The organism is Arthrobacter sp. SIMBA_036, assembly GCF_046535135.1.
Classification (GTDB): Bacteria; Actinomycetota; Actinomycetes; order Actinomycetales; family Micrococcaceae; genus Arthrobacter.
In genome coordinates this window covers 480447-502073 of sequence record NZ_JAWRXG010000001.1, presented here as the reverse complement: position 1 = coordinate 502073, position 21627 = coordinate 480447, and the positions used below count along the sequence as shown (strand labels likewise).

Sequence of the window (21627 nt, the reverse complement as noted above, 5' to 3'; positions counted from 1 at the left end):
CCCCGGCTTCAGCCCTGCGGCGCCGTCAGTTCGATATCGAGGCCGAGGTCCAATGCTGCGACGCTGTGCGTCAGCCCGCCGATGGAGATGACATCGACTCCGGCAGCGGCGATTTCGGTAACAGTGGAGGTGTTGACGTTGCCGCTCGCTTCAACGATTGCCCTCCCGTCCACTTGTTTGACGCCCGCCCGGAGCTGCTCGATGCAGAAGTTGTCCAGCATGATGGTGTCCACTCCCGCCGCCAGGACGGGCTCAATCTGGTCCGCGCTGTCAACTTCGACTTCAAAATGGGTGGTGTGGCCCAACTGCGCCTTCGCGGCGATCAGCAACTCGGTGAGCTTGCTGGAGTCGCCCCCGGTCATGACCGCGAGGTGGTTGTCCTTGGCCAGCACGGCGTCGGACAGGCTGTAACGGTGGTTGGCTCCCCCGCCACAGCGAACGGCGTAACGCTCGAGCACCCTCAGCCCGGGCGTGGTTTTACGGGTGTCCGTAATCCGGGCCCTCGTGCCTTCCACGAGCCTGACGAACTCCGCCGTCTTGGTGGCAATGGCGCTCATCCTCTGCACCAGGTTCAGGGCGACGCGTTCGGCGAGCAGCACCGAGCGGGCGTTGCCGCTGACCCTGGCGAGGTGCGTTCCGGCGTCGAACTCCTCGCCGTCGGCGAGCAACAGCTCCACGTCCAGCGCCGGGTCCACGCATAGCATGGCCTCACGGAACACGGAGCCTCCGCTCAGCACTCCGGGCACGCGCGCATTGAGCACGGCCACGGCCCTTGCCTGCGCCGGGATCAACAGCTGTGAAGTGATGTCGCCGCTGGGCGCATCCTCGGCAAAGGCTCGTTCCAGGATCTCCCGTACAGGAGCCATGGGAAGGGCCAGATGGTTTGTTGGAGCAGTCATCGGACGAGGCTCGCTTTCCGGGTGGTGATGTGATGCTTCTCTGAAGGCTCGACGGGGGCAGGTTCCGCCACGCTGTCGCTGCGGTAATGGGCGCCGAGCGATGCCCTCCGCTTCCGCGCCGCACGCACGAGCAACTGCGCCGCGAGCAGCAAGTTGGAGTCCTCGTGCGCCTGAACATCCAAGGACCTGGAGACCACCAAGGGCACGACGTCGGCCTCCCAAGCGGCCAGGGCAGCCTCGGCCTCAGCCAGCAGCAGCCCGTTCCGCAGGACGCCGGCCTTGGCCGTCATCAGCCGCTGCAATGCCTGCCGTGAGAGGCCGCTGGATGTTGGCGCCTCGGCGGCCTCGTTGAGCGGGAGCACGTCAGTGGTTCCGCGCGGAGCCCTGCGGTCTTCGGAAAGGAAGCCTTGCACAGCCCGCCGGCCAAACACCAGCCCTTCCAGCAAGGAATTGCTGGCCAGCCGGTTGGCGCCCTGAACTCCTGTGCAAGCGACTTCGCCAGCGGCCAACAGACCGGGAACGGAGGTTCGCCCGTAAAGATCGGTGACCACTCCGCCCATCCAGTAGTGTGCTGCCGGGGCCACGGGAACCGGTTCCCGGGTCCAGTCGATTCCGGCTTGGAGGGTGCGGGCGGAGATGGTGGGGAATCTCTTGCTGAGGAAACCGCTCCCGCGCTGGGCTTCGATGACCGTTGCATCGAGGAACACATGGCCGTTGGGGTTCCCAAGCGCAGCAAGGTGGAGGGCGATGCTTCGGGAAACAACGTCCCGGGGGGCCAGCTCGGCCTCCGGGTGGTAGTCAGGCATGAAGCGGTGGCCGTTTGCGTCCACGAGGATCGCCCCTTCCCCGCGCACCGCTTCGGAGATCAACAGCGGCTCCGCCGCGCCGTCGGCCTGGGGAGTGGGAAACACCATGCACGTCGGGTGGAACTGGAAGAATTCAAGGTCCGCCACGTCGGCGCCGACACGACAGGCAAGGGCCAGCCCATCAGCTGTGGCCACGGACGGGTTGGTGGTTTGCGCGAAGAGTTGCCCGGCCCCACCGGTGGCCAAAAGTACAGCATCACCGTGGATGCTGTGCCGGGCCCCGTTGTGGAGGAACTCGACGCCGGACACGCGTGCGGACCCTGCACCCGCTCGCATCAGAGCCGTCACCTGGGCGTGCCCGATGACATGGAGCCTGCCTGCATCATGGAACTCCAGCACGGTCTTGATCAGTGCTGCCGCCACACGGGCACCCGTGGCATCTCCACCTGCGTGCAGTATGCGCGGCGCCGAGTGCGCCGCCTCCAGCCCCAAGGCCGGTCCGCCGTCGTCGTCAAGATCGAAGCTGACACCAAACCGGGCCAGTCCGGCGATGTCGGTGCGGGCCTCGGTACACAGCACCCGGACGGCTTCTTCGTTGCAATGCCCGGCGCCGGCCCTCATGGTGTCGGCGATGTGCGCTGCCACCGTGTCACCGGGCGCCGGTTCATCCAGCACCGCAGAGATGCCACCTTGGGCGAAGTACGTGTTGCTGTCCGCGAGCGCGCCCTTGGTCAGCAGCACGACGTCGGAACCGGCTTCGGCGGCCAGCAGCGCGGAATACAGTCCTGCGATGCCGCTTCCGACGACGATCAGCCGTTGCCGGGGCCCTTCGGCAGGGCTGCCTGCAGCGATAGGAAAACTATCTGCAGTCATGTGAAGCTCGATTCGGCTAGTGGTTGTGGTTCTGTAGTCAGGCCGGCTTGGCGGCCAGCATGCGCTCCAAGGCGATTTTCGCGTTGTCCTGCACTGCGTCATCCACGGTGATGCGGTTGACGATGCGTCCTTCGACGAGTTCCTCGAGCACCCACGCCAGGTAGCCCGGGTGAATGCGGTACATGGTGGAGCACGGGCAGATCACGGGGTCAAGGCAGAAGATGGTGTGCTGGGGATTCTCGGCGGCAAGCCGGTTCACCATGTTGATCTCGGTGCCGATGGCGAACGTGGTGGGTTCCGTGGCAGCGGCGATGGCCTTCTTGATGAAGTCGGTGGAACCGGCGGAGTCCGCGGCGTCCACGACCTCCATGGGGCACTCGGGGTGGACGATGACGTTCACGCCCGGGAAGTCGATGCGGGCCTTCTCGATTTGGCTGACGTTGAAGCGCTTGTGGACCGAGCAGAAGCCGTGCCACAGGATGACCCGTGAATCCAGCAGTGCCTGCTCATCGTTGCCGCCCAGTTCTTTTCGCGGATTCCACATGGGCATCTGTTCTAGGGGCACTCCGAGGGCTTTGGCCGTGTTGCGGCCCAAGTGCTGGTCCGGGAAGAACAGGACCCTCTGGCCGCGTTCAAACGCCCATTCCAGGACCACTGTGGCGTTGGAGGAGGTGCAGACGATACCGCCGTTCCGGCCACAGAAAGCTTTGAGTGCGGCAGAAGAGTTCATGTAGGTGACCGGTATGACAGGTACGCGGCCCTGATCATCGGTTTCCGTGCCGAAGATTTCCTCGAGCTGCTCCCAGCACTCCTCCACGGAATCTTCATCGGCCATGTCTGCCATGGAGCAGCCGGCTGCCAAGTTGGGTAGGATCACGGCCTGCTCCGGGGTGGAGAGGATATCGGCGGTCTCTGCCATGAAGTGGACACCGCAGAAAATGATGGCTTCAGCGTCCGGCTTGGTGAGTGCGGCGTTGGCCAACTGGAAGGAGTCACCCACGAAGTCCGCGTACTGGATGACTTCATCGCGTTGGTAGAAGTGCCCCAGGATCACCGCGCGATCGCCGAGCTTGGCTTTCGCGGCACGGATACGGGCGTCGAGTTCGGCGTCGCTGGCCTGTTTGTATTCGTCCGGCAACTGGCCTTGCCGCGGCGTGGCGGCCGGTGCGGTGTCGCTGCTGGATGCCCCAGGACCGTAGGCAGGAGCACCCGCGAGCGCTTCGGCGAGGTCGTATTCCCAAGGTCCCTTCGCCAACGCCGGGCTGCAGGTGGCGCCTGCGCGGGAGAGTCCGTTCTCTGCTTCTTCGCGAGTGATCAACTGGACGGCAGTGTTGACGCTGCTCATGATGTGCTCCTGTTATCTGGCCCGAGGCCGGGTGTTCCGGTAAAGCGGTAGAGGCGTGGTGGGCGGTGTTTCCCGCCTTGGAGGTACTGGCCGGTTTCTTCGATTTCCGGCGTGGCCTTGATGTGGCGTCGGAAATTAGCGGGATCCAATTGCCGGTCCAGGACTGCTTCGTAGACTTCCCGCACTTGGGCCAAGGTGAAGAATTCACCCAGAAGGTGGTAGGCGATCGATCCGTAGGCCATCTTGTTGCGGAGCCGCCACAGTGCGTAGTCCACGATTTCCTTGTGGTCAAAGGCCAACTCCCCCAAGCGGTCGGCCCGGAACCAGCGCACGTTCTCCGATTCGTCAGCGAGGGCGGCTTCTGTCGGTTGGACCAGGGCCCAATAGACGATGGAGACCACACGCTGGCTGGGAGAGCGGTGGAGGCCGCCGAATGCGTACAGCTGCTCAAGGTAGTGCGGAATGAGGCCGGTGGTCTCACGGAGGTTGCGTGAAGCTGCGTCTTGGAGGGATTCGTCGTGAGACAGCGGCCCACCTGGCAGGGCCCACATGTCCTTGAACGGCTCGCGAATCCTCCGGACCAGCGGCAACCAGAGGGTGGGACGGCCCGATTTTTCGCTTGGCCGAAGAGCGAAAATGACGGTTGAAATAGCCAACGACGGCGGTGCCAGCCGCCGTTCGGCGACGTTCGCTGAGATGGGACTCATGGCACGCACCTCGCTTCGACGCCAGCCCGTCCCGCCGGAGTCTCGGTGCTACCCCGGAGGAATACATTGGATGATCAGAATTAGTTAAAGTCATTTTGACTAGAACTAATGGTACGTCCGTGGCAACGTTGAACCAAATGCCCTGCGTCACATTTGCTCGGCTGCCGCCTCCATGAGGGGCAGCGTGCGGCCCTGGATATGGCTGTTCAGCGCGATGACCGACGAGCACCGGACCACGGACTTGGTAGCAATCATGGCGTCAAGCACCCGCTGCATGTCCGGGTTGGAGCGCGCGGCAATCCGCACCATGAGGTCTGAATTGCCCGTCACCGTGTGCACTTCGGTGATCTCGGGGATGGCACTCAAACTCTGGATAACGGCGTCGTGGCCAATCTCCTGGGTGATGGTCACGGAACAGAAGGCCACTACGGGGAAGCCGAAGTTGGCCGGATCCGGCTGCGGGACCCACGATCCAATGACGCCGCTTTCCATCATGCGGTCGATCCGGGACTGCACAGTGGCACGGGCGACGCGGAGCACCCTGGAGGCTTCAAGCACGGAGGATCGGGGCGAATCCGTGAAGAACCGTACAATTTTTGCATCAAGCGCATCGACCATCATCAAAGTTCCCATCACCCAAGGGTTGTCACCTGTCACATCAGCACCGTGAGAAGTGATGTATCTTACAATCTGCGAGAATTATTCCACGGTCCTGCCTGCGGCGTCGACGCACGGTTGATCCGCTCGCATCCCAGATGGCTTGTCCAGCTCACGAGGCTGCCAGGCTCAACCCCCATGTAATCCATAGAAGGTAGACACGTATGACAACGAAGTCCATGGCGGCTCCTGCCCAAACATCCGGCCTCGGCCACTCCCTGAAGCCGCGCCAGCTGACCATGATGGGATTGGGCAGTGCCATTGGCGCGGGCTTGTTCCTCGGCTCAGGCGCCGGTGTCCAAGCCGCCGGCCCGGCCGTACTGGTTTCATACCTCGTGGCCGGAACCCTGATTATCCTGGTCATGTGGGCGCTCGGCGAGATGGCTGCCGCCAATCCCAATAGCGGCGCCTTCTCCGTTTACGCTGAAAAGGCCCTGGGCAAGACAGCCGGAGGGACCGTCGGTTGGCTCTGGTGGCTGCAACTGGTGGTGGTGATCGCCGCAGAAGCTCTTGGCGCCGCAGGGCTGCTCTTCTCGGTGTGGCCCGTCGTCCCGGTCTGGATCCTCGCACTGGTCTTCATGGTGGCCTTCACGGGAATCAACCTCGTTGGTGTCCGCAATTTTGGCGAGTTCGAGTTTTGGTTCGCCATCTTGAAGGTAGCGGCCATCGTTATTTTCCTACTCATCGGGGCAGCACTGTTGTTCGGTTGGCTCCCGAACGTCACATCCCCCGGATTCTCGGCGTTCGGGACTTTCGCTCCGCACGGCATGAGCGGCATAGCGAACGCCTTGTTCGTGGTGATCTTCGCCTTCGGCGGCACGGAAATCGTCAGCGTGGCCGCTGCCGAAACCGAGAATCCGGCCCATAGCGTCGGCAAGGCGATCCGCACCGTGGTGTGGCGCATCCTGGTCTTCTACATCGGTTCCGTGTTCGTCATCGCAGCTGTCCTCCCCATGGGATCTGCCGGGCTGAAGTCCCCTTTCGCAGGAGTCCTCGACCTTGCAGGAATTCCCGGAGCCGGGACAGCCATCACCCTGGTGGCCGTGGTGGCGCTGTTGTCGGCCCTCAACGCCAACCTTTACGGGGCGTCGCGGATGATCTTCTCGTTGTCCGAGCGAGGCGAAGCACCCCGGATGCTGTCCGCGGTGAACAGCAACAAGGTGCCAGTGGCCGCCGTCGGCATTTCCGTGGCGTTCGGCTTCATCGCGACCGTCCTGGAACTGATCTTCCCCGAGCACGTCTTGCCTGCACTGCTGAACCTGGTGGGCTCCACCTGCTTGATGGTTTGGGGAACCGCCCTGGTTTCCCAGTTCATCCTGCGCCGAAGGGCAGACCGCGATGGAACGGAACTGCCGTTGCGCATGAAGGGATTCCCGTTCCTGACCATCCTCGGCTTGGCGCTCTTGGTACTCATCCTTGCCGTTGGCTTCGCTAACCCTGAGAGCGCAGCCCAGTTGCTGGGCACGTTGGCGCTGATCCTGGTGATAGCCGCGGGTTGCTTCTTCAACGCACGAGCCAAGATCGGAAAGACACAGGAAGTCCGCTAACTACTTGCCTAACCAATTGACGAAGCCCTGCACAGTTTGTACCGTGCAGGGCTTCGTTCGTTCCTCAACATGGACAAAATGCTGTACTCAAACTGAGCTTATTGCGCAGGCACGATCCCGGTGACTAGGGTCACACTCATGACTACCCATCCCGAGCTGTCCGGCGGCGACGACGCGCCGGCCCCGCTCACGCACGAACAGCTCCGTGAGCTTTACGCCCTCATGTCAGCGGTACGCCGTCTGGATACCGCCGCTGTCGCTTGGCAACGCCAAGGCATCATCCCCGGCTATGCTCCGGAGCTCGGCCAGGAAGCTGCCCAGGTGGGCAGCGGCTACGCCGTGGACCGGACGCGCGACTTCGTTTTTCCCACCTACCGCGAGATGGGGGTGGCCAAGGCCATGGGACTGGACATGGTGGGCTACATGTCCACTCACAAAGCCACCTGGCACGGGGGTATGTACAACCCTCTGGAGTCCCGCTTCGCACCGATCCAGGCCGTGGTGGCCGGTTCGGTCCTGCACGCCGTCGGCTGGGCCCATGGCCAGACCCTCGGCGGCCCCACGGACAGCGGCGTTGCAGTGACGTACTTCGGCGACGGCGCCTCATCGCAGGGCGATGTCCATGAAGCCATGAACTTTGCAGCGGTCATGAAAGCCCCGGTGGTTTTCTTCGTCCAGAACAACGGCTGGGCAATCTCCGTCCCCACAGAACGGCAGGTTGCCGGGGGCTCCGTTGCTGCCCGGGCAGCCGGGTATGGCATCCCGTCCCTTCAGGTGGACGGCAACGACGTCGTTGCTGTTTACCAAGCGACGCGGTCAGCTTTGGCACATTGCCGCTCCGGCAATGGCCCAGTGGTCATCGAAGCCATGACGTACCGCCGCGGTCCGCACTCAACAGCCGATGATCCGGGCCGTTACCGGACTCTTGAGGAGGAGCGGCTGGCTGCGGGCGAGGACCCGCTGGAACGCTTCAAGCAGCGACTGCTTGCAGACGGCGTGGCCGATGAAGCCTTCTTTGTTGAGGCACAGCGGGCAGCCGACGAAGAGGCTGAAGCGATCCGGACCGGCATCGAGGAGCTGGGGCCCCGGCCCGGCGCCGAGATGTTCAGCATGGTTTTCCAAGAGCCAACACCCGACCTCCAATCCCAGGCCACGGCGTGGCGCGAGGAGTCAGAACATGTCTGAGACCACCATGACAACCGTCCAGGATGCTGAAGCACCGGCACCGACTGTAGCCACCATGTCAATGCAGCAAGCCCTCAACCTTGCCTTGGACGAGGTTTTGGGAGAGAACCCAAAAGCCGTGATCTTCGGTGAGGACTGCGGCCGTTTGGGCGGCGTTTTCCGGATCACGGACGGACTCCAGGCAAAACATGGCGAGGACCGTGTCTTCGACACCCCGCTGGCCGAGTCCGGCATCCTCGGCATGTCGGTGGGCTTGGCAATGGCGGGCTTCCACCCGATTCCCGAAGTGCAGTTCGACGGTTTTGCCTACCCGGCAATCAACCAAATCGTGTGCCAGATCGGACGGATGAACTACCGCAGCCGCGGCACGCTGCCCATGCCCATTACGTTGCGCGTTCCCAGCTTCGGCGGGATCCGGGCTCCCGAACACCACGGCGAAAGCCTGGAGGCACTCTTCGCCCATGTCCCCGGGCTCAAAGTCGTCTCACCGTCCACTCCGAACGATGCCTATCACCTGCTCAAGTACGCCGCCGGCCGCCCGGACCCTGTGATCTTCATGGAACCAAAGTCCCGTTACTGGCAGAAAGGTCCTGTGGAGTTCACTGCGGGAAACCCCACAGGCGCACGGGTGGCCAAGGAGGGCCGCCACCTGACATTGGTGGCTTGGGGTGCCATGGTCTCCCGCTGCCTACAGGTTGCCGAACTCGCCGCAGAGGACGGGATCGACGTCGAAGTCCTGGACCTTCGCTGGCTAAAGCCCATTGACGCCGAAGCACTGGCACGCTCTGTCGGGAAGACGCGGCGCGCCGTCGTCGTTCATGAAGCCCCGCTCACCTCCGGACTCGGCGCTGAGGTGGCCCAGCTCATCACGCAGAGCTGCTTCGACACGCTCAAGGCCCCCGTGGAGCGAGTGACCGGCTTCGACGTTCCCTACCCGTCCGGGGACCTGGAAGACGAATACATTCCGAACATCGACCGCATCCTTTTTGGGATCCAACGCGTACTGGAGTACCGCCGTGGCTGAACTTGCTTTTCCTTTGCCCGATCTTGGTGAAGGCCTCATCGAGGCAACCGTGCTCGAATGGCTGGTGGAACCCGGCCAGCAGGTGGAGCGCAACCAGGCAATCGTGGAACTTGAAACCAGCAAGTCCGCCCTCGAACTGCCCAGTCCACAGGCAGGTAAAGTGGTGCGTATTCACGGAGCGCCAGGTGACACCGTCAACGTCGGCGAACCGCTGATTGTGTTCGAGGTGCCGGACGACACCGCCGGGATCGTGGGCACTGTTCCCAAGGACGAAGCACCCAAGCGCCGGGTCCGCCTGAGCGCCGTACTCGATGAGGACTGAGACCATGACCGGCAGGCACACCGTGGAACAGCACAGGCACACAGTGGAGGGCACCGACCCGGGACTGTTTGTTCAAATCCATGAACCTGCCAACGACGCCGGCCTCCGGCCTGTCCTCTTGATTCACGGATTTTCGTCCTCCAGCAAGTTGAACTGGCAGGACAGCGGCTGGATCACTGCCCTCCAGGAAGCTGGCCGCCGGATCATTACCGTGGACTTGCCTGGCCACGGCCGCAGCTACTCCCCGGAAGATCTGGACTCGTATACACCCAGTCGGATCCGCGCAGACTTCCTTCAAATCGTGACCGACGCCGGAGCCCGGCCCCTTCGCGAAGGGGACCCGGCCACCGGCGTGGACGTTATCGGCTATTCCCTCGGATCACGGCTCGCTTGGGAATTCGGCGCAACCCAGCCAGACCTGGTCCACCGGATGGTCTTGGGCGGACCCAGCACGGCCGATCCCCTGGCCGCGTTCGACCTTGCCGCCGCCCAGCGGCATTTGGCCGACGGGACGCCGATCAACGACGCCTCCACGGCCGGCCTGCTGAAGATGGCCCAACTGCTGCCCAGCAACAACCTGTTCGCCATGTTGTCCCTCATTGAGGCCATCAAGGAAGAACCTTTCGATCCGTCAGAGGCCGCGCCGCACATGCCTCTGTTGCTCGTGGCCGGGGAGAAGGACGAGCGTGCAGCGACCATGCAGGAATTGGCCGCCATCGCCGCAAAGCACGGTGCCAACGTTGAAACACTCCTGATCCCGGGCCGCACGCACACCAACGTGGTCACCAGCCGCGCGTTCAAAGAGGCCGCCGTCGAGTTCCTCGGAGTCTGAACCGCTGGCCCGCTAGCGGGCCAGCCGTTCAGCGTTGAGGCTCATGCGTTCGAGCACACTGAGGGCCATGGCGTATTCATCGATGCCGATGCCCATGGACAAGTCCTGACGGGCCGTTTCCACCAACCACGCGGCTTCGTGGCACTTCCTCCGCCCCACGTCGCTGAGGGTCAGCCGGTCATCGATCATGGTGATCATGCCCCGCCCCACCAAAGTTGCCAGCTCCCGTTCACGCAGACGAACATCGCTTCCCCAGACCGGCAGGAGGGCCTCCACCAATTCACCGGGACGAAGGGCGCCGTCGTCGAGGATGGTGAGAGCTTGCCATTGCCGTCGACTGAGCTTGAGCCGGGCAAGGGTGCGGTCAAGCTGGGCCTCCAGGGCGGCATCGAGCCTCTTGATCCAATATCCGATGGGCTTGTCCACTTGTTCATGCTTTCAGTGGATGGGCCAGCGGGCAAGGAGCGAACGGTAGGCTGGGGTCTGCAAACGATGGACATGGAAGTGGAGCAGATGGGCGTGCGTTACAAAGACCGGGCAGAGGCCGGCAGGCGCTTGGCTGAAGCACTCCCCCAGTTCCGGGAAAATCGCAGCACCATCGTGCTCGGGCTCGCCCGCGGCGGCGTACCGGTCGCAGCCGCAACCGCCGAAGCCTTGAGCCTGCCCTTCGGCGCCGTGCTGGTGCGAAAGCTCGGCATTCCCGGCCGGGACGAGACCGCCTTTGGCGCGCTGGCTTGGTCGCAGGGAGATGTCCTCCGGATCGTCAACAAACCCATCAAGGAACTGATTCTTTCCCGTGGCATCAGCCAGGCGGCGCTGGACGCCGTCGAAGCCCACGAGCGCACGGAGCTTTTGCGCCGCGCCGACGAGTACCCGGGCATTGGCCATGATCTCCACGGAAAAACGGTGATCCTCGTGGACGACGGCCTTGCGACCGGGGCCACCATGCGGGCCGCGGTGGAAGCAGTCCGCGCGGGAGGCGCCTCTACGGTCATTTCTGCGGTCCCCGTAGCGTCGTTGGAAGGCACGTCGTCCCTGGCGCGGGTGTGCGACTTTGTGCTTCCCCTCCACATCCCGGGTAAGTTCCACGCCGTCGGGGCGTTCTATGAAGAATTCGGGCAACTGACCGATGCCGACGTCGTAAGCCAACTAGGTGGCTAGGGACAAGCGGGAAAGCCGGCCCAGCACCATAAGATGGTTCGCATGAATCCCCGCAGCGCCACCCAGGGCCCAGGCGAAGCGACCGCCCAGGTCCCGCCGTCCCAAACGCTCTCACGGGGAATCCGCGCCCTGGAAATCCTCGCCGCAGCAGAACGGCCGCTCACCATCGCCGAGCTTACGACCGCGCTGGGTGTCCACCGCTCGGTGGCTTACCGCATCCTCCGGACGCTCGAGGACCACTCACTACTGGTCCGCGACGACTCAGGCCGTGTCCAACCCGGACCAGGGCTGGCGGTCTTGGCCAGTGGCGTGTCCCGGAATCTCCAAACAGCTGCGTTGCCGGAGCTGACCCAGTTGGCAAACACTTTTCACATGACCGCCTTTGTGGCCGTCTGGGACCACCAGGAATGCGTCACGTTGGTGACGGTCGAGCCCAGGCACTCCGGCGCTGCCCTCGCTCAACACCCGGGAAGCCGCCACCCCGTCAGCAGTGGAGCTCCCGGGATAGCCATCCAATCCACCATGAGTGAAGAACGGTGGGACCAGATGGCCCCAGGCATCCCCTACCGGCCCGAAGCGCAGGAGGCGCGTAAGAGGGGCTACGCTGCGAGCCATGACGAAGTCATCGCCGGCCTCTCGTCATTGGCGGCCCCGATTCACGTCCCCTCGGGACGGCCGGCAGCGATCGCCGTCGTCTATATCCGGCTGGACCAGGATGCCGAAGCCGTGGGCGAGGCACTGGCCGCTAGTGCTGCGCGAATCGAAACCCAGCTCGCCTGACCTGCGGCCCGGGCGCGCGTCTTCTCAGTCGTCTTCGGACCCGTGACCGATACGTGCGTAGAGGGCCGGCTGCGAGCGCCGTAACCGCAAACCCCAGATGATGCCTACGACGCCGGGGAGCAGCACCAACGCAGGAAGGATGAACGACGCCGGGGTGGATTCGGTCTGGCCCAGAAGGACGTTGAAGTTCGCTGTGATGAGGCCGAAAACGAGTGCCAGGAGAACAAATCCAAGGCCCGGAGCGATCACTTTTACCCACAAGCTGGCAGCATGCCGCTGCTTTCGGAAAAACCCGATCACGGCCACGGACACCACGGCCATCAACAGCACGAGTCCCATCGCGCCGCTGTTCGTCAGCCACGTGAACATCGTCAGCACCGGATACATCTCGCCAAGATCGGATCCGGACCCTGCGATGGCGAACGCCACGGTCACGACGACGGCGATCACCGTCTGCGCCAAGGAACCGGCGAAGGGAGCTCCGCTTCCTGTCCGAACCTTGGCCAGCGCTGATGGGAGGACGCGTTCGCGGCCGAGGGAGAAAAAATACCGGGCAACGGCGTTGTGGAAACTGACCAGCGCAGCAAAGAGGCTGGTAACGAAGAGGAGCTGGGCGATGTCGCTGAGCAGGACTCCCCCGTGCGCACCGAGGAACGAGAAGATCATGTCCGGACCGCTGGTGGTGGCGGCCGCGATAACGGAGGAGGGGCCTGTGCTTACTGTCATCGCCCATGCGGACACCGCATAGAACACCGCGATGATGCCCACGGCCGCGAACGTCGCCCTGGCCACCGTGTGCTGCGGGTCCTTGGACTCTTCTCCATAGATGGCCGCTGATTCAAAACCCATGAAGGCTGCGATGCCGAACGAGAGCACCGCCCCGATCCCTGGCACAAAAAGCGTGGCGGGGCTGAAAGCCTCCGCACTGACGCCCTCAGGAGCCACTGCCAGGCTGATCACGTCGTAGGCGATCACCACTACGAATTCCAAGGCCACCAGAACGCCCAGCACCTTGGCGGACAAGTCCACCCGGTTGACGCCCAGCCACCCCACAATTGCTATGCACACGAGGACGGGAATCCACCACGGCACATTGATGCCCAGGCGGGCCGACAGGAGCGAGGACACGGTGAACCCGAACAGTCCGTAGATGCCGATCTGCATAAGGTTGTATGCCATGAGTGCAACCAGGGATGCCCCCACCCCGGCAGGTCGTGAGATTCCCTGCGCTATGTAGGCATAGAACGCTCCGGCGTTCGTCACGTAGCGGCTCATTGCCGCGTAGCCCACGGCAAACAGGGCCAGAATCCCGCCGAGGATCAGGAAAGACAGCGGGACACCTACCACCCCTGTGACAGCGAACGTCGTGGTGACTCCGCCGGCAAGTACGGTCAGAGGTGCGGATGCAGCGATAATCATGAAAGTTACCGCTGGTACGCCGAGCCGCCTCTTGCTGGTGGTGGCACTGCTGGTCCTGCCTTTGACGGGATTGTCCACGCTCATAGTGTGCTCCTGCTTCGGTGCCGCGGATCATCGCGCGGCACGGGGTGGGTCTTTCCGCAATCTTCCACCGTGAAGACAGGCCGTGACTTGTCTCACACGGCAGGGTGTTTGTCAGTTCACGCATGCACCCTTGCAGAGGCGAGCCGGTGTAGAATCGTGGGCAAGCTCACGTCCGCACCAACGACCCTCCAGAAGCGGCCCGGTACCGCGGGCCGTTGAAAGGGAATTGGATGACCGTCCAGGCCGAAGCAGGCGCCACCACCGTTCAAACAATCGTGGCAGGGTCTTTCCAAGAATGGACCAAGGCCATTTCGGCTTCTTTCGTTCCTTTGCTGGCGAAGGGTCCGGCCAATGCGCAGTTCCACGGCACGATGCGCGGACGCGTGCTCGGCCAAATTTCCGTAGTGGACATCACCGCAGGACCACACACGGTAATGCGCACCTCCGAATTGATCGCCAAATCCACGGGACGCTTTTTCAAGCTCAGTATCCAACTTGCTGGAACGGGCCGCTTGGTCCAGGACGAACGCGAAGCGATACTGCGCCCTGGCGATCTCTCGATCTACGACACCTCCCGCCCCTACCAACTGACGTTCGACGACGACTTCCGGACGCTGGTGCTGATGTTCCCCCACGGCGTGCTGGACCTGCCTGCGGGGGCCATGGAGCATGTGACGGCCCTGCGTATTCCGGGCGACCAAGGTCTCGGCGAGATCATCAGTCCCTTTCTGGTGCGGCTGGCAGAGAACCTGGAAGCCCTGTCAGGAACCAACGGACTCCGGCTGGTGCACAACGCGCTGGACTTGGTCACCACGCTCTTCAACGGTGAGCTGGACCAGCTCATTGAAACAGGCCGGGACCCGCACTTGCTCCTGCTCGGCCGGATCCATGACTACATCGAGGCCAACCTCGGGGATCCGGAACTTTCCCCGGGAAGCATTGCGGCCGCTCATTACATCTCCACCAGGCACCTCCATGACCTGTTCCAGGAGATCGGGACCACGGTGGCGACGTCCATCCGGCAGCGCCGGCTGGAACGGTGCCGCCGCGATCTGAGGGATCCCGTCCTCGCGGACCGCCCTGTAACAGCCATTGCTGCACGCTGGGGATTCACCGATGCCGCCCACTTCAGCCGGATTTTCCGTGCTTCTTTTGGCAACTCACCTACTGGGTACCGCAACGCCGGCTGACATGGGAGGTGCCTACTCCCGCGATCGCCGCCGCATGACCAAGGCGGTGAGGACACCCAACAGCAGCAGTGCCGCCGCTGCCGCCATCGAAACGATGAAAGCCGCTGTTGCCCCTTGTGCCTGCGCCAACTGGCCGGCCACGTAAGAACCAAGTGCGGTCCCTGCCACAATCCCGCTGGCAAGGGCAGTCATGACCGTTGCCATCCGTCCGGATGGGGCAACCACGCCGCCAATACTGAAGACAGTGACCATCACGGGCCCTACCGGAACGCCCAGAAGCAACAGGATAAAGACCATCGGCCAGATCCCGGCCGGCAGCACCAGCAGCACGGATAACAAGGCCATGGCCAACGCCGCGACAACCCAGCGGGCGGCCAGGCTGAACCGCTGCGGCCAGTACGCCACGGACAGCGCCGCAACAGCCGAGCTCAAGCCCATCACCGAGTAGAGGAGTCCGGCGATCTCGGCGGTGGCGTACTGTGCCGAAAATGCACTGAGTGCGTTCTGGGTGGCCCCGAAGAAAGTGCCCATGCACACCATGGCAACGACCGGAACAGCCACCAGGGCCGCCGCCCAGCGGCCGCGCCGGGCGGGATTGTCGTTCGGCGTCCCGGCACTTGTGGGTTGCTTCCGCCGGCTGGGGACCACGGCTTCCTGGCTCGGGTGCACGGCAAACGCCGGGACCAGGGTGATAGTTATCGCAGCCGCCAACGCCAACGGTAGCCACGGGGCAACCAGGCTGGCGAGGATACCCACAAGTGCCGGTCCGAGGACAAACGTGACCTCGTCGGCGGTGCCTTCGTAAGACAGTGCCGTGTCCAGATCCGCCCTGTTGCTGGCGACGCTTCCGCGTCCACCGCTGGATTCCAGGTTGCGGCTGGTCAACGCCATCCAACGCACCCGCGCCATAGGTCCAACCTGGGGACAGCTTGCACCGGCGAGCAGGGCTACCAGCAACACGGCAGAGGCGTCCTGCACGGACTGATATGTTGGCGTCATATAGGCAGCGGCGAGCAGTCCCGCCACTGCCAATGCGTTCACGACGGCGGCCACGAGCAGTACCGTGCGCTGGCCGGCCCGGTCCGCCAAAGAACCGAGGACGGGGGCGCCGACGGCCGACCCGATCCCGACGGCTCCCGCCGCCGTACCGCCAAGGGCGTAGGACTGGCTGACCGCCGTGATGAGGGTCAGTGTCCCTACCGTCAGCATCGCCAGGGGAAGGCGGGCAAACAGTCCCAGCGGGAGGAATCCGGGTCCTGCGAGTTCGGGCAGGCGGGAGAATCTGCCAGGCAGGCGGGAGGTGCGTTTTTGGGCTGCCGGTGACGGCGCGGGATTCCGCGGTCGCGCGGGCATCTGCGAAGGCAAAGGGGTCACAATAGGTTTTTCCATGATTCCGGGTTCGCTAATAGCTGCGCATCGTCCCTCCTCCCGATGCGCGCGACCCGGTTACGACCCAAGTCTATCGGATCGGCCTTAGCTCGGACCGGCACCGGCGATGTGGACACTGGACCCATGCCTGCCCTTGACCACCTGCAACTGGGTTTGGATGCGCTGTTTCATCTCAGCTACATGGCTGACCAGTCCTACGACCCTGCCGCCGTCGCGCAGCCCCTCCAAGGCATCCATGACTTGTTCCAGCGCTTGCTCGTCAAGGCTGCCGAAGCCTTCATCGACAAACAACGTTTCGATGTCAACGCCGCCGGCTTCTTGTTGCACTACGTCCGCCAGCCCAAGCGCCAACGCCAACGAGGCCATAAAGGATTCACCACCGGACAACGTGGCCGTGTCCCTTTGCTGTCCTGTCCATTCATCCACCACTTCAAGCCCGAGGCCGGACTTTTGGTTGCGGGCGGCGCGCGCGTCTGTATGCTGCAACGTGTACCGGCCATCGCTCATGGCAACAAGCCTCTCCGATGCAGCGACAGCCACCTGTTCAAGCCGGGCAGCAAGCACGTAACTGTTCAGGCTCATTCGGTAGCTGTTCTCACCGGCACCGCGGACAGTCTCTGCCAGCCCGGAGAGCATGCCAGCCCGTTGCCGCGGTTCCTTCCCTGACTGGGCTGCCTCCACGTACTCCGCCCGGATACGGCTCACCGACTTCGCAGCCTTCTCCGCAAGACCTGCCGCGAGCGCCACCTCGCGGGCCTCCTCACCGGCCACTGCAGCTGCGGCCCGGGCCGCGTCCAACTCGGCCGCAGGCAATGGGAGGTCGCCGATGCCAACTTCCTTGGAAGCAAGGGAAAGGTCCTCGCTGGCAAACAATTCCTCAATTCGCGCTGCCTCGGCGTCGAACTCCGCCAAATCCGTCTCCAACGCCACGACGTCGGAGGCCGATAAGAGCTCCCGGCGCGCGTCCCCCGCTGATGCGAACCCGGCCCCGGGAAGCGCCTTATCCAGCGCTGCTGCGGCCTCCGAACGGGCCTTCTCGGCGTGGTCAAACTCAGCGACGGCGTCGACGGCGGTTTGAAGGAGCATCCGTTGTGCAGAGAGGGCTTCGGAGCGTTCCCACAGGCTCGGAAAGTCCTGCCTCAGCGTTGTGAGTGTTGCTTCCAAAGCAACGAGCTGTTCCTGCAGCATGGCTGCCGCGGACGAGGCTTGCAGGGATGCCTGCCTGGTCTCGGTGAGTTGTTCCTTCACCAGGACGATGCGGCCAGTGAGCAACTCGTGCTCGGCTCGAAGTTTCTCCAGGGCCTGGGAAGCCTCGCGCGCCTCCACCACAGCCGCTTTCGAGGACGCCAAGCGGCGTTCAGCTTCATCGAGCTCATCCGAACCTCCTTGGGCAGCGAGGCCTGCGACCCGTTCCGTCGCTGCTGAGAGGTCCGCAGCGATCTGTCCGAGGACTTGCTCGCTTGCTTGGAAGGCGCGCTCGGCCTCTTGCTCGTCTTGGGCGATGCTCAGGGCGGACTGGGCGGCGGCAGCAGGGACAGGATGGTCGTGGCTGCCGCAGACGGCACAGGGTTGCCCCGGAATCAGGGCGGCAGCAAGTTCACCGGCGGCATTTGCCAGCCGCGCTTCCCTCACGTCGAGCCAAGCTTGCCGGAGATCCTGGGACTCGGTGCGGGCCTGAGCGTGGCGCTCCGTAAGAACGTTCAATTCCTGCAAGGAGGCAGCGTGTCGGATCACGAGGTCCACATGGTGCTCTGCCGCTTCCGCCTGACGTTGGGCTTCCGCAAGGCGGGCCGCCACGGGCTCGAGCAGCTCGATGCCTGCGGCAACGGCTGTTTGTTCCGCCGTGAGTTCCTCCAGAGCGGCGGCCGCCTCGCCGGCAGTCGCCCCCAGCCGTTCCAGCTCGTCGCGCCTGGAGGCCAGCTTGGAGGTAATCTGCTCCAGGCGCTGCTCATCGGGCAATCTGGCGTCCAAAACGGCCAGGGTGGTTTTGGTGGTTTCTAGGACGGCTTTGGGATCCGACACGTCCAAGGCGGCCGCCTCCAAGCGCTCCACGGCGTGATCCTTACGGTCACGCGCGGCGTGGAATATGCCGACGGCGGTTTCGAGTGCTTCCAGATGCCCGCTGAGGACGGCCGCGCGACGGTGCCGGGCGAGCTTGTCTTTCTTTTCGAGCGCAGGCGGTGCTGCCAACTCCAGCAACACCCGCCGTTGCATTCCGGCCGCGAGGCGGGCGTGGCGCTGCGCTTTTTGCACGTCGTGCTGCAACTGCTCCTCACGTTGCCTGGCGCGGGCCTCCGCTAGCGTTGCATGACCTTGCCGTCGTTCAGTTTCCGCCGCTATTTCGGCCTCCAGCGCTTCAAGCCATGCCTCCGGCTCCGTTGCGCGGGCAGCTTGATCGAGTTCGACGGCGGAACCGCCAGCCTCGCCGGAAGCAGGAAGGCCGAGGTGATCCCTTTCCCCAGCTGCCCTGTCAAGAAGATTGTCGAGGTGCCTTGCGTTCTCTTCTACCGCCCGTGCAGCTTCCGCGGCTTGGAGCGCTACTTGCTTCTCGACTGCCTCGAAGCGCTGGGTACCGAAGAGTTTCTGCAGGAGATCAAGCCGGTCGCCGGCCTTCGACCGCAGGAAAGCGGCGAAATCACCCTGGGGCAACATCACCACGCGCGTGAACTGATCGCGATCCATACCGAGAACATCGGAGAGCTCGGCACCCACTTCATCATTCCGGGATGACTTCTCTATCCAGCTTCCCGCCACTCGTTCACGCAGGAGGGTCTTGGCCTGTTGGGTGGTGAAGCCCTTGCGGCCACGTGCGCTGGGCCTGTCCCAGGCGGGAGACCGGGTCACCTCGAACCGACGGCCCCGGGCCGAGAATTCGCAGACAACGTGCGGTTCCACCCCTGGAGCGGCGTGGTCGCTGCGGAGGCGCTTTCCCTCTTGGCGTGCACCCGGCACGGACCCATAGAGGGCGAAACAGATCGCGTCGAGGACGCTGGTTTTGCCCGCTCCCGTGGCTCCGTTCAGGAGGAACAAACCCTGGGCGCCCAATTGATCAAAGTCGATGTGCTGTTTTGCAGCAAAGGGCCCGAAAGCCTCCAAGTCCAGGCGATGGATCCTCATAGCTCCGCCTCCGCTACCCTGGCAGCCTCCAAGGCCTCACGTAATGCGGCTACTTCCGCGTTGCCGGGCTCCCGCCCGCGAACGTGCTCCAGGAACCCGCAACATACCTCGAGGTCGTCCCTGGCATCAGCTAACCTGCGGCTGTAGCTTTCCTTGCTCCGCACCCCAGCGTCGTCGGGGTCGAAAACCAAAACAAGGGTGTCCGGGAAACGTGACCTCACCTGCTCCATCGCCTGGGTTGGGCGCTGGGTGTCAGTCAACGTGATCTGGCAGTAGGCCGACTCTGCCCACGCGTGCTCGGGAGACTCCAGAAGCTCCGCCAACTGTCCGCGCAACACAGCTAATGCCTTGTGCTCTTGCCACGTCACCTCCTGGACCGCCACGGCGCCCGGCCCTCCTGCCTCGTCCCCGGGTTCTATGTCCAGCAACCAAGCGCCCTTGCGATGGTTTGCTTCCGAGAATGAGTAGGCCAAGGGCGAGCCCGAATAACGCACATTGTGGGCCAACTCCTGCCGCCCGTGGAGGTGGCCCAAGGCAGTGTAGGTGAAGCCCTCAAAGAGATCGAGTGGTACTGCACCGAGGCCGCCGATGCTCAGGTCCCGCTCACTTTCCGACGTGATCCCGCCGGAGGCAAAGGTGTGGGCGAGGACCACAGGGTGCACCGGGCCCAGCGCGCGCCGGCGCTCGACGTCGGCCCGGATCCTCCGTACGGCTTCGAACGTAACGTCAAAGTGGCTGGCGTTCTCCACTCCCAGGCCGTCGGCTACGAGCCGGGGTTCCAAGTACGGGATGCCATAAATGGCGACAACGCCCTTGGCGGGCTGTTCCGGGTCCACAGGCTGTTCCTGGTCCGGAGACTGTCCCGACTCCACAGACCGCTCCGGGTCCAGCGGCAGGACAACCGGGACATCCAAGTCCTCGATCCGCGTCCTGAGGTGCACTCCCCCGCGTTCCAAGAGGCGGGAAGCAAAACCGAGCCGGATGGCGGAATCGTGGTTGCCGCTGGTGAGTACCACACGGGCCCCCGCTTCGGTGATCCGGACCAAGGCCTCGTCCAACAACTTGACAACGTCAAGGCCCGGCAACGCGCGATCGTAGACGTCCCCGGCTATCAGGACCACATCCACGCCGGCCGACACAACGAACGCGACCAACTGGTCCACGAAGCCGCGCTGCGCTTCCAGCATGCCAACGCCGTGGAATGAGCGGCCCAGATGCCAATCGGATGTGTGGAGTAACCTCATGTTCCCAAGTTAACCGGGGGCACCGACAAAAAGAGGAAGGCGAGCCATCCGTCGTCGAGCCCTGGCGGTTGCTAGCCTCTCTTGCCGTCGAAAAACTCGCGGGCCTCATCAGTTGATGTTGGCTGCGTCCGCGAGGTTGCGGTCGCGACCGTGCCGGACTCAACGGATCCGGTTTCGGCCAGGTCGTCATCGTCGAGTCGCTCCGAAACGTTTGAATCGTCGTCCGAAGCGTTCCTGTTCTCCACGCGAGCCACCTGGGCCGAGGGAACCACGGCATCGTCGCTGGCTTCTTTGGCGGCCTTGGCCGAGGAAGCGTCGCGTAACCCGCGGAACGTCAAGCCTGCCAGGACGGCGCCCATGATGGGCGCCACCCAAAACAGCCACAAGCTGCCCAAGGCCCACGAATCGCTGAAGAAAGCCTGGGCTGTAGCGCGGGCAGGATTGAAGGGAAGGTTACCCAAGACCTGGCCGAATTGGAGCAGGACTGCCATGGTCAGGCCAACTGCAACGGGTGCTGCAGAGGGCAGTGCGCGGCGGCCCACGGTGGAACCAAGGAAAACAGCGACGATCAGCGCCGCGCCGATGACCTCAACCAAAAGGACGCCAGCCATCTGGGTTTGCGCCAAGGAGTGCTCCCCAAAACCAGGAGCTGCGGCGTCGAAGGCTTTCCTGGCGTCAGTGAGGACAGGCACCGTCAACACCACGAAGTAGACAAGCGCCGCGCCGAGAATGCTACCGACGACCTGCGCCACCACGTAGGCGAGCGCGGCTACTGCCTGGATACGGCCTGCTATGAAGTTGCCCACCGTGACGACGGGGTTGAAGTGCCCACCGGAGACATGCCCGAAGGCAAACATCGCGGCGGTCACTGTCAGGCCGGCAGCCAAGGCAGTGGGAACAGGAGCAGAAGCGGGCGTGGAAAAAACTGCCACACCGGCCGCCACGAGCACCACGAACATCGATCCGAGGGCTTCAGCCGACGCCCGGGCCAGGAGTCCCGGGCTGCGGTCGGCGGTGTCCAATACGGGAGTGGTCATGGCGGATGG

19 protein-coding genes are annotated in these 21627 nt (G+C 63.8%); 8 read left to right on the top strand and 11 right to left on the bottom strand.

Features of this window, described 5'->3' with window-relative positions; genetic code table 11:
* Positions 1-8 precede the first annotated feature (8 nt).
* The 5 genes from nadC to SB659_RS02310 form a co-directional block, all read right to left on the bottom strand.
* Positions 9-899 carry a carboxylating nicotinate-nucleotide diphosphorylase gene (gene nadC, locus SB659_RS02330; RefSeq protein WP_410549355.1) on the bottom strand — a complete coding sequence of 297 codons (891 nt, stop codon included), beginning with the start codon at positions 897-899 and terminating at the stop codon, positions 9-11.
* Entirely contained in the window at positions 896-2578 is a 1683-nt protein-coding gene (gene nadB / locus SB659_RS02325) for an L-aspartate oxidase (protein ID WP_410549354.1), read from the bottom strand. Before nadB ends, nadC begins: the two co-directional genes overlap by 4 nt.
* Before the next feature lie 37 nt (positions 2579-2615).
* Positions 2616-3923: a quinolinate synthase NadA gene (gene nadA / locus SB659_RS02320; protein WP_410549353.1), complete on the bottom strand. Its 1308-nt coding sequence runs from the start codon at positions 3921-3923 to the stop codon at positions 2616-2618.
* Positions 3920-4630 carry an NUDIX hydrolase gene (locus SB659_RS02315; protein ID WP_284979645.1) on the bottom strand — a complete coding sequence of 237 codons (711 nt, stop codon included), beginning with the start codon at positions 4628-4630 and terminating at the stop codon, positions 3920-3922. The genes nadA and SB659_RS02315 overlap by 4 nt, the downstream gene beginning before the upstream one ends.
* A gap of 147 nt (positions 4631-4777) precedes the next feature.
* Positions 4778-5251, bottom strand: coding sequence for an Lrp/AsnC family transcriptional regulator (locus SB659_RS02310; protein WP_284975418.1), 474 nt, complete (start codon positions 5249-5251; stop codon positions 4778-4780).
* Between the two features lie 200 nt (positions 5252-5451).
* On the opposite strand from SB659_RS02310, the gene SB659_RS02305 reads away from it, so the two are divergent.
* The 5 genes from SB659_RS02305 (at position 5452) to SB659_RS02285 (ending at position 10197) form a co-directional block, all read left to right on the top strand.
* Positions 5452-6834: an amino acid permease gene (locus tag SB659_RS02305; RefSeq protein ID WP_410549352.1), complete on the top strand. Its 1383-nt coding sequence runs from the start codon at positions 5452-5454 to the stop codon at positions 6832-6834.
* A 138-nt stretch (positions 6835-6972) separates the two neighbouring features.
* On the top strand, positions 6973-8019 hold the full coding sequence (locus SB659_RS02300; RefSeq protein WP_410549351.1) for a thiamine pyrophosphate-dependent enzyme: 1047 nt from the start codon (positions 6973-6975) through the stop codon (positions 8017-8019).
* Entirely contained in the window at positions 8012-9043 is a 1032-nt protein-coding gene (locus tag SB659_RS02295; protein ID WP_410549350.1) for an alpha-ketoacid dehydrogenase subunit beta, read from the top strand. The genes SB659_RS02300 and SB659_RS02295 overlap by 8 nt, the downstream gene beginning before the upstream one ends.
* Complete coding sequence (locus SB659_RS02290) at positions 9036-9365, top strand: biotin/lipoyl-containing protein (protein ID WP_410549348.1); 330 nt, start codon at positions 9036-9038, stop codon at positions 9363-9365. The genes SB659_RS02295 and SB659_RS02290 overlap by 8 nt, the downstream gene beginning before the upstream one ends.
* A 4-nt stretch (positions 9366-9369) precedes the next feature.
* On the top strand, positions 9370-10197 hold the full coding sequence (locus SB659_RS02285; protein ID WP_410549347.1) for an alpha/beta fold hydrolase: 828 nt from the start codon (positions 9370-9372) through the stop codon (positions 10195-10197).
* Positions 10198-10209: 12 nt separating this feature from the next.
* Here SB659_RS02285 and SB659_RS02280 read toward each other — a convergent pair whose 3' ends face one another.
* Positions 10210-10623 carry a MarR family transcriptional regulator gene (locus SB659_RS02280; protein WP_284979651.1) on the bottom strand — a complete coding sequence of 138 codons (414 nt, stop codon included), beginning with the start codon at positions 10621-10623 and terminating at the stop codon, positions 10210-10212.
* Between the two features lie 72 nt (positions 10624-10695).
* Here SB659_RS02280 and SB659_RS02275 point away from each other — a divergent pair, with 72 nt between their 5' ends.
* Both SB659_RS02275 and SB659_RS02270 read left to right on the top strand, forming a co-directional pair.
* The gene (locus SB659_RS02275) at positions 10696-11358 is read left to right on the top strand and encodes a phosphoribosyltransferase (RefSeq protein ID WP_410549412.1); all 663 of its coding nucleotides are present in this window, start codon (positions 10696-10698) and stop codon (positions 11356-11358) included.
* Positions 11359-11391: 33 nt separating this feature from the next.
* Entirely contained in the window at positions 11392-12138 is a 747-nt protein-coding gene (locus tag SB659_RS02270) for an IclR family transcriptional regulator (protein WP_410549346.1), read from the top strand.
* 24 nt (positions 12139-12162) lie between these two features.
* Here the strand turns inward: SB659_RS02270 and SB659_RS02265 are convergent, their stop codons facing one another.
* Complete coding sequence (locus SB659_RS02265; protein ID WP_410549345.1) at positions 12163-13641, bottom strand: APC family permease; 1479 nt, start codon at positions 13639-13641, stop codon at positions 12163-12165.
* A 230-nt stretch (positions 13642-13871) separates the two neighbouring features.
* Between SB659_RS02265 and SB659_RS02260 the strand changes: the two genes are divergently transcribed.
* Positions 13872-14831 (top strand): helix-turn-helix domain-containing protein, encoded by a 960-nt coding sequence (locus SB659_RS02260; RefSeq protein WP_284979654.1) that lies wholly within the window; start codon positions 13872-13874, stop codon positions 14829-14831.
* A gap of 12 nt (positions 14832-14843) precedes the next feature.
* Here SB659_RS02260 and SB659_RS02255 read toward each other — a convergent pair whose 3' ends face one another.
* From SB659_RS02255 to SB659_RS02240, 4 genes are all read right to left on the bottom strand, one after another.
* Positions 14844-16184, bottom strand: a complete 1341-nt coding sequence (locus SB659_RS02255; protein ID WP_410549344.1) for an MFS transporter — start codon at positions 16182-16184, stop codon at positions 14844-14846.
* A gap of 120 nt (positions 16185-16304) precedes the next feature.
* Positions 16305-19337, bottom strand: coding sequence for an AAA family ATPase (locus SB659_RS02250; RefSeq protein WP_410549343.1), 3033 nt, complete (start codon positions 19335-19337; stop codon positions 16305-16307).
* Positions 19334-20581, bottom strand: coding sequence for an exonuclease SbcCD subunit D (locus SB659_RS02245; RefSeq protein WP_410549342.1), 1248 nt, complete (start codon positions 20579-20581; stop codon positions 19334-19336). Before SB659_RS02245 ends, SB659_RS02250 begins: the two co-directional genes overlap by 4 nt.
* Before the next feature lie 71 nt (positions 20582-20652).
* Positions 20653-21618: an aquaporin gene (locus tag SB659_RS02240; protein WP_410549341.1), complete on the bottom strand. Its 966-nt coding sequence runs from the start codon at positions 21616-21618 to the stop codon at positions 20653-20655.
* Positions 21619-21627: the final 9 nt, after the last annotated feature.

What these genes read in the sequence shown, in the direction of transcription:
- nadC (WP_410549355.1), bottom strand. Translation starts at nt 899, where the DNA reads ATGACTGCTCCAACAAACCATCTGGCCCTTCCCATGGCTCCTGTACGG.
- nadB (WP_410549354.1), bottom strand. Translation starts at nt 2,578, where the DNA reads ATGACTGCAGATAGTTTTCCTATCGCTGCAGGCAGCCCTGCCGAAGGG.
- nadA (WP_410549353.1), bottom strand. Translation starts at nt 3,923, where the DNA reads ATGAGCAGCGTCAACACTGCCGTCCAGTTGATCACTCGCGAAGAAGCA.
- SB659_RS02315 (WP_284979645.1), bottom strand. Translation starts at nt 4,630, where the DNA reads ATGAGTCCCATCTCAGCGAACGTCGCCGAACGGCGGCTGGCACCGCCG.
- SB659_RS02310 (WP_284975418.1), bottom strand. Translation starts at nt 5,251, where the DNA reads ATGATGGTCGATGCGCTTGATGCAAAAATTGTACGGTTCTTCACGGAT.
- SB659_RS02305 (WP_410549352.1), top strand. Translation starts at nt 5,452, where the DNA reads ATGACAACGAAGTCCATGGCGGCTCCTGCCCAAACATCCGGCCTCGGC.
- SB659_RS02300 (WP_410549351.1), top strand. Translation starts at nt 6,973, where the DNA reads ATGACTACCCATCCCGAGCTGTCCGGCGGCGACGACGCGCCGGCCCCG.
- SB659_RS02295 (WP_410549350.1), top strand. Translation starts at nt 8,012, where the DNA reads ATGTCTGAGACCACCATGACAACCGTCCAGGATGCTGAAGCACCGGCA.
- SB659_RS02285 (WP_410549347.1), top strand. Translation starts at nt 9,370, where the DNA reads ATGACCGGCAGGCACACCGTGGAACAGCACAGGCACACAGTGGAGGGC.
- SB659_RS02275 (WP_410549412.1), top strand. Translation starts at nt 10,696, where the DNA reads ATGGAAGTGGAGCAGATGGGCGTGCGTTACAAAGACCGGGCAGAGGCC.
- SB659_RS02270 (WP_410549346.1), top strand. Translation starts at nt 11,392, where the DNA reads ATGGTTCGCATGAATCCCCGCAGCGCCACCCAGGGCCCAGGCGAAGCG.
- SB659_RS02265 (WP_410549345.1), bottom strand. Translation starts at nt 13,641, where the DNA reads ATGAGCGTGGACAATCCCGTCAAAGGCAGGACCAGCAGTGCCACCACC.
- SB659_RS02260 (WP_284979654.1), top strand. Translation starts at nt 13,872, where the DNA reads ATGACCGTCCAGGCCGAAGCAGGCGCCACCACCGTTCAAACAATCGTG.
- SB659_RS02255 (WP_410549344.1), bottom strand. Translation starts at nt 16,184, where the DNA reads ATGCCCGCGCGACCGCGGAATCCCGCGCCGTCACCGGCAGCCCAAAAA.
- SB659_RS02250 (WP_410549343.1), bottom strand. Translation starts at nt 19,337, where the DNA reads ATGAGGATCCATCGCCTGGACTTGGAGGCTTTCGGGCCCTTTGCTGCA.
- SB659_RS02245 (WP_410549342.1), bottom strand. Translation starts at nt 20,581, where the DNA reads ATGAGGTTACTCCACACATCCGATTGGCATCTGGGCCGCTCATTCCAC.
- SB659_RS02240 (WP_410549341.1), bottom strand. Translation starts at nt 21,618, where the DNA reads ATGACCACTCCCGTATTGGACACCGCCGACCGCAGCCCGGGACTCCTG.